The organism is Gammaproteobacteria bacterium, assembly GCA_003696665.1.
GTDB lineage: Bacteria > Pseudomonadota > Gammaproteobacteria > Enterobacterales.
Genome location: RFGJ01000278.1, coordinates 1 through 5,612, shown reverse-complemented (window position 1 = coordinate 5,612; position 5,612 = coordinate 1). Strand labels below are relative to the sequence as shown.

The following is a 5,612-nucleotide window of genomic DNA, read 5'->3' as shown; positions in this document are numbered from 1 at the left end:
GCCAAACGCCTGCTTTTCTGAGCGGTTGAAGATGTTCGCACAGGGACGCATCGATCTCGTTTGGGTGATTGATATGAAGCACCACAACACAAGGTTTAGTATTACTCAAAATCTTGCATAATTCGGACGTAATTCGAGCGGGGATCACCACCAGCATGCGTGTGTGGATCCGCCAGCGCTTAATGTTAGGTTGTTGCCCAATCCAAGCTGCAATTTCTGCAAGCTGCGCATCCTCAACGAGTAACGGTTCGCCACCGCTTAAGATAATTTCGTTGATTTCCGGATGCCGATGAAGCAAATCAGCTAACTGTTGCCAATCCATCTTCCCCATTCGATGGGCATGATAAGGGAAATGTCGACGAAAACAGTAGCGACAGTTGACAGCGCAGCCACCGGTCAGCGTCAGCAAGACACGTGACCGATATTTGTGCAGCCAAGGCGTCGGTTGGCCATGTTCTGCCAACGGGTCCGCCACAAATCCTGCCACTTTCTGATGCTCAGCCGAGACCGGCAGCACTTGCCGCAACAAGGGGTCCATAGGGTCTCCTGGCGTCATGCGAGCGACAAAAGGCCGCGGGACCAATAGCGGGAAATCGCTCTCGGTCACCACTTCCGGCACACGCTCCGGCGACAGGGAAAGTGCGGTCAACAGTTCACGGACACTGCGGTAAGCTTGCTTGAGCTCGTGCTTCCAAATCGATGACTGCCGTTCGGCGTCAAAAAAGGGTATCATACCGGCTGGTTTTTGTTGTGAACCCATATGAGAGAAATGTGTCATGGCAAGTTATAGTACCAATGAGTTTCGTAATGGCTTAAAAATCATGATTGATGGTGAACCATGCGCCATCATTGAAAACGAGTTTGTCAAACCCGGTAAAGGCCAAGCTTTCAATCGCGTCAAAATCCGCAACCTACTGAACGGTAAGGTCGTCGAACGCACATTCAAGAGCGGAGAAAGTGTTGAAGCCGCTGACGTGATCGACCTTGATTTACAATACCTCTACAACGATGGCGAATTCTGGTTCTTCATGGATCCTAACACATTTGACCAGGTCAGCGCCGATAAAAATGCCGTGGGCGATAACGCCAAATGGTTGATTGAGCAGGACATTTGCCAAGTCACTTTATGGAATGGCAATCCCATTGCCGTCACGCCACCCAACCATGTGGTACTCGAAGTGGTTGATACCGATCCTGGGCTTAAAGGAGACACTTCCAGCGGTGGCTCAAAACCTGCCACCCTCAACACAGGGGCCGTCGTCAACGTGCCACTCTTTGTTCAAATTGGCGAAAAAATCAAAGTCAACACCCGCACGGGCGAATACGTTTCTCGTGTCAAAGAATAAGCTTGCGGCGGCCGATTGGCCGCCAACAGCCTCGATAGATACCCTTCGGCGCCGTGCCAAATTGCTGGCCGATGTCCGTGCATTTTTTCAAGCACGGAACATACTCGAAGTAGAAACACCCATTCTATGCCACCACAGCGTCACCGACTTGCATTTGGAGCCAATCTGCGCCTCCGGAGCCAGTGTCGGCCAAGGCTTTTTACAGACGTCGCCAGAATACGCGATGAAACGCTTACTCGCCGCTGGTGTAGGGGACTGCTTTCAAATTTTTCGGGCATTTCGTGCGGAGGAACAAGGGCGACGGCACAACCCTGAATTTTCGCTGCTCGAATGGTATCGCCTCAATTTCGATGATCGCGAACTCGCCAAAGAAGTGGATGCGTTTCTGCAAGAAGTGGCCAATGCGCCACCAGCCGTCTTTATCAGCTACCAGACACTCTTTGTCGATCACTTCGGTCTCGACCCGCTGAGCGTGACCGATGACACATTGCTTGAAACCGCCCAGCAACATTTCGGCCAGCTTCCGCAAGGGCTCGGTCGTGATGATGCGCTGCAAGTGCTCTTTAGCCTTGGCATTGAACCCGATCTGGGCCAGTCGCATCCGGTCATTGTGACCGACTATCCGGCCTCGCAAGCCGCGCTGGCCCGTATCAACCGACAGGACCCGCGCGTTGCCCACCGGTTCGAGGTGTACTGGAAAGGTGTGGAATTGGCCAACGGTTATTGGGAGCTCTGCGATCCAGATGAACAATGGCAACGTTTTACCAGCGATAACGAGCAGCGCAAGGCCCGCGGCAAGCCGGAAAGACGCATCGATCCTTGGTTTATGGAAGCCTTATCCCATGGGCTGCCTGAATGTGCGGGGGTTGCGCTGGGTCTCGACCGATTGATGATGTGCCTGACCGACAGTCAAACGATCGAGGACGTGCTCGCCTTTCCCTGGTCACGAGCATGACCGCCTTTCGGCGAGGGCTTGCCGCACTTTGACCGCTTGCCCGGGTCGCAAATCCGAAAGCCACGATACCGAGTTTTGAGGAAATAACATAATCACAGTGGAGCCCAGCTGAAAGCGTCCCATTTCCTCGCCTTTAGCCAGTTCCGGACCATTTTCAAAAGCACGACGTATCACTGATTTGCTTCGTGGGGGCACTTCCACTCCCCCCCATACCGTCGCGATACTCCCGACAATCGTCGCCCCAACCAGAATCATCGCCATCGGCCCTTCATTGGTCTCAAAATAACAAATCAGGCGTTCATTGCGAGCAAACAGATTCGGTACATACTGCGCTGTCAATGGGTTCACCGAAAACAGTCTGCCCGGAACATAGACCGTTTCGGTTAGTCGCCCTGAAAGTGGCATATGCACGCGATGATAGTCCCGTGGCGACAGATAAATCGTCATGAATTGACCATGCGCAAACGTCTGTGTGGCCTTTTCATCACCCGCCAATAAATCTTGTAACTGAAAGTTGCGCCCTTTCGCCTGAATCAAACGCTCGTGCTCGATGGGTCCGAACTGACTGATCGCACCATCGGCTGGAGAGGCCACAAACGGCTCATCACACAGGGGACGGTTGGAGAGATCGATGGCACGTGTGAAAAACTCATTAAAAGTCGAATAGGCCTCGATCGATGGCTCAACCGCTTCGCTCATATCCACGCCATAGTGGCGAACAAACCAGCGCACGACACGACGTCCGAAAGCCCCTAGCTTGCGGTTGGCCGCCCAGCCAGCAAGTCGGGTGAGCGTAATTTGCGGAAGTAAGTATTGAGACCACACTTTGATGACTTCTAAAGACAAAGGGAAACCTCTCCTCAAAGACTCATAAAGCCCGATGATTATATCCGTCGCAGACGAAGCCATGAAGTAAATCTCGCAATTTCTGCTACTTTTAAATACATCACACATACAAACGATACGCTTATGGGCCTGATTTTTGGCTTTATTATCGTGATCGCGTCGGTTCTCGGCGGTTATGTCCTATCCCATGGCGAACTGGCGGCGCTATGGCAACCTTTTGAACTGATCATCATTGGAGGCGCTGCATTTGGCGCTTTTGTCATCGCCAATCCGCCGAAAATCGTACTTTCGGTATTCAAACTCATCCCCCAGCTGCTTTTCAAAAGCCGCTACAACAGTGCGCTTTACCTCGAAACGCTCGCGATGCTGTTTGAAGTGTTTAACAAAATCAGGCGGGATGGTTTGATTGCCATCGAGTCAGATGTCGATGAACCAGAAAGTTCCGACATCTTCACAAAGTACCCGTTGGTCATGCGTGATCACGAAACCAGAGATTTTATCTGCGACTATTTGCGAATGATTGTGGTGGGTGATATGTCTCCGTTCGAATTGGACAACCTTATGGATGTCGAGATCGACAGTATCCGAGAAGAAGCCGCGCAACCCGCGCATGCGGTGGCCAAAGTTGCCGATGCCCTACCAGGGTTTGGTATTGTCGCCGCTGTACTTGGCATTGTGATTACGATGAAATCGCTCGGCGGGCCACCAAATGAGCTTGGTGTACATGTCGCTGCGGCACTGGTGGGCACCTTTCTTGGCATTCTCATGGCCTATGGTTTTGTTGGTCCAATTAGCCAAGCCTTGGAAAAACGGGCACACGATCAGGTCAATTATTTTCTCGTGATCAAAGCAGCCTTGATCGCCACAATCAATGGCATGCCACCACAAGTAGCCGTCGAATTTGGCCGTAAAGCAATCCCGTATTCGATAAGGCCCTCGTTCGAAACTCTAGAGAATCGTATTCGCCATGGCGAATAACAACGATAACAAAAAACAGCCACTCATTGTGGTGAAGAAAAAACGCCCACAGGCCAAAGGCCATCATGGTGGGTCATGGAAAGTCGCATTTGCTGATTTTGCCACCGCAATGATGGCGTTTTTCCTCGTCTTGTGGTTACAAAACAACGCAACGCCCCAGCAAAAGCGCTATATTTCCGGCTATTTTAAGGATCCCGGCGGGGCCATCGTGGGGCCAGGTGGCGCAGATAGTGCTGTGATTGAAATGCAGGCACCGAAACTGGATAGCCCGATGGAAACGTCATCAACCCCCAAACCCGATATCGACGAAAGTAAAGTTGAAGAACTGGCGGCCCAAAAAGAACAAGAGCGCCTGGAAGCGTTGAAAGAACAACTTGAAGCGCTTGTGGCCAGTTCGCCGAGATTTCGAGACATCAAAGAACAAATTTATGTGGATATCGTACCGGATGGCGTGCGCGTACAAATTTTCGATAAGACCAATCGGCCAATGTTTGAGGCCGGGAGCGCCCGCTTAAAACCCTTTGCGGCGGCCATACTAAGAAGGCTGGCCGAGGTCATCCGTAATGTGCCTAACAAGGTCAGCATTACCGGCCATACCGACCGAATCCCCTATCTTGGACGTCCCAACTACTCAAACTGGGAGTTGTCGGCCGATCGGGCCAATGCCGCTCGGCGCGAATTGGTCAGGGGTGGCCTGCCGCCCGACAGAATCGCTCGCGTCGAAGGATTGGCCGACTCGGTCTTGCTTGATCCCAAAAACCCCCACAATCCAATCAATCGTCGCATTGCGATCATTATTCTGAAACAGTCTGCGGCAGACGCCATTGAGCGAAGTAACGTCATGAACGAACTCAATAAGATGGCCGACGACATCAATAAACGCCCCAAACCTTGAGCACACTGTCAATGGTAACCCATACTCGCTAGTCTAGCTTCCAGTTGCTGAATCCGCTCCAGCAGTTCAAGAATCAGGGCCACCCCGGCCCAATTGATCTCCAGCTGCTCGTGCAACACAATTGCCTGGCGCGCGCGGCGCAAATCAAGACCAGTGAACTGGTCACAAACAGGATCGACAATTCCCTCGTCAACCAAAGCCTCCCACGTCGCGTCCGATACGGCAAGCGCATCGCGAAGCTCAGACAACGTTAGACGCATTTCTTCGTTAAGCCACTCAACCACTCGTCGCTCGTTCATTATCCCTTCCTCCCGAGGTCAGCCCTTGGATCAAACCCTTGGTAGATCTCTGCTAATTTTCGATAGGCCGCCTTCTGTGCTTCGTTTTCCACCGGCGGGTTGATCATCTTGAGCACCACGTACTGATCGCCACGAGCGCCTCTTCCTAGTCCTCGGTCTGGAATTCTGAGCTTCTGACCGGTTCTGGCATTCGCCGGGATCTTCATGCGCACACGTCCATCCAAGGTCGGCACCTCAACCTGTGCACCCAAAGCTGCCTCCCACGGTGTCACAGGTAAGTCCAGATAGATATC

General features: G+C 52.3%; 8 protein-coding genes. 4 read left to right on the top strand and 4 right to left on the bottom strand.

Annotation, left to right across the window (positions count from 1 at the left end; genetic code table 11):
• On the bottom strand, positions 1-760 hold a 760-nt coding region (locus D6694_07725; GenBank protein RMH42707.1), incomplete at its 3' end, for a KamA family radical SAM protein.
• Positions 761-776: 16 nt separating this feature from the next.
• Here D6694_07725 and efp point away from each other — a divergent pair.
• Complete coding sequence (gene efp, locus D6694_07720) at positions 777-1,346, top strand: elongation factor P (GenBank protein RMH42706.1); 570 nt, start codon at positions 777-779, stop codon at positions 1,344-1,346.
• On the top strand, positions 1,333-2,301 hold the full coding sequence (gene genX, locus D6694_07715; protein ID RMH42705.1) for an EF-P lysine aminoacylase GenX: 969 nt from the start codon (positions 1,333-1,335) through the stop codon (positions 2,299-2,301). The genes efp and genX overlap by 14 nt, the downstream gene beginning before the upstream one ends.
• Here genX and psd read toward each other — a convergent pair.
• Positions 2,290-3,210 carry a phosphatidylserine decarboxylase gene (gene psd / locus D6694_07710; protein ID RMH42704.1) on the bottom strand — a complete coding sequence of 307 codons (921 nt, stop codon included), beginning with the start codon at positions 3,208-3,210 and terminating at the stop codon, positions 2,290-2,292. The two genes, genX and psd, sit on opposite strands and share 12 nt — an antisense overlap.
• Positions 3,211-3,270: 60 nt before the next feature.
• On the opposite strand from psd, the gene motA reads away from it, so the two are divergent.
• Positions 3,271-4,125 (top strand): flagellar motor stator protein MotA, encoded by an 855-nt coding sequence (motA, locus tag D6694_07705; GenBank protein ID RMH42703.1) that lies wholly within the window; start codon positions 3,271-3,273, stop codon positions 4,123-4,125.
• Positions 4,115-5,020: a motility protein MotB gene (gene motB, locus D6694_07700; protein ID RMH42702.1), complete on the top strand. Its 906-nt coding sequence runs from the start codon at positions 4,115-4,117 to the stop codon at positions 5,018-5,020. Before motA ends, motB begins: the two co-directional genes overlap by 11 nt.
• Positions 5,021-5,028: 8 nt before the next feature.
• On the opposite strand, the gene D6694_07695 is transcribed toward motB, so the two are convergent.
• The gene (locus tag D6694_07695) at positions 5,029-5,319 is read right to left on the bottom strand and encodes a MerR family transcriptional regulator (GenBank protein ID RMH42701.1); all 291 of its coding nucleotides are present in this window, start codon (positions 5,317-5,319) and stop codon (positions 5,029-5,031) included.
• Positions 5,319-5,612 (bottom strand): J domain-containing protein (locus tag D6694_07690; protein ID RMH42700.1); only part of this gene is annotated, 294 nt, incomplete at its 5' end. The genes D6694_07695 and D6694_07690, both read right to left, overlap by 1 nt.

Bases quoted from the DNA above. Each gene is read 5' to 3' on its own strand.
- efp (RMH42706.1), top strand. From the start codon at position 777: ATGGCAAGTTATAGTACCAATGAGTTTCGTAATGGCTTAAAAATCATG.
- psd (RMH42704.1), bottom strand. From the start codon at position 3,210: ATGGCTTCGTCTGCGACGGATATAATCATCGGGCTTTATGAGTCTTTG.
- motA (RMH42703.1), top strand. From the start codon at position 3,271: ATGGGCCTGATTTTTGGCTTTATTATCGTGATCGCGTCGGTTCTCGGC.
- motB (RMH42702.1), top strand. From the start codon at position 4,115: ATGGCGAATAACAACGATAACAAAAAACAGCCACTCATTGTGGTGAAG.
- D6694_07695 (RMH42701.1), bottom strand. From the start codon at position 5,319: ATGAACGAGCGACGAGTGGTTGAGTGGCTTAACGAAGAAATGCGTCTA.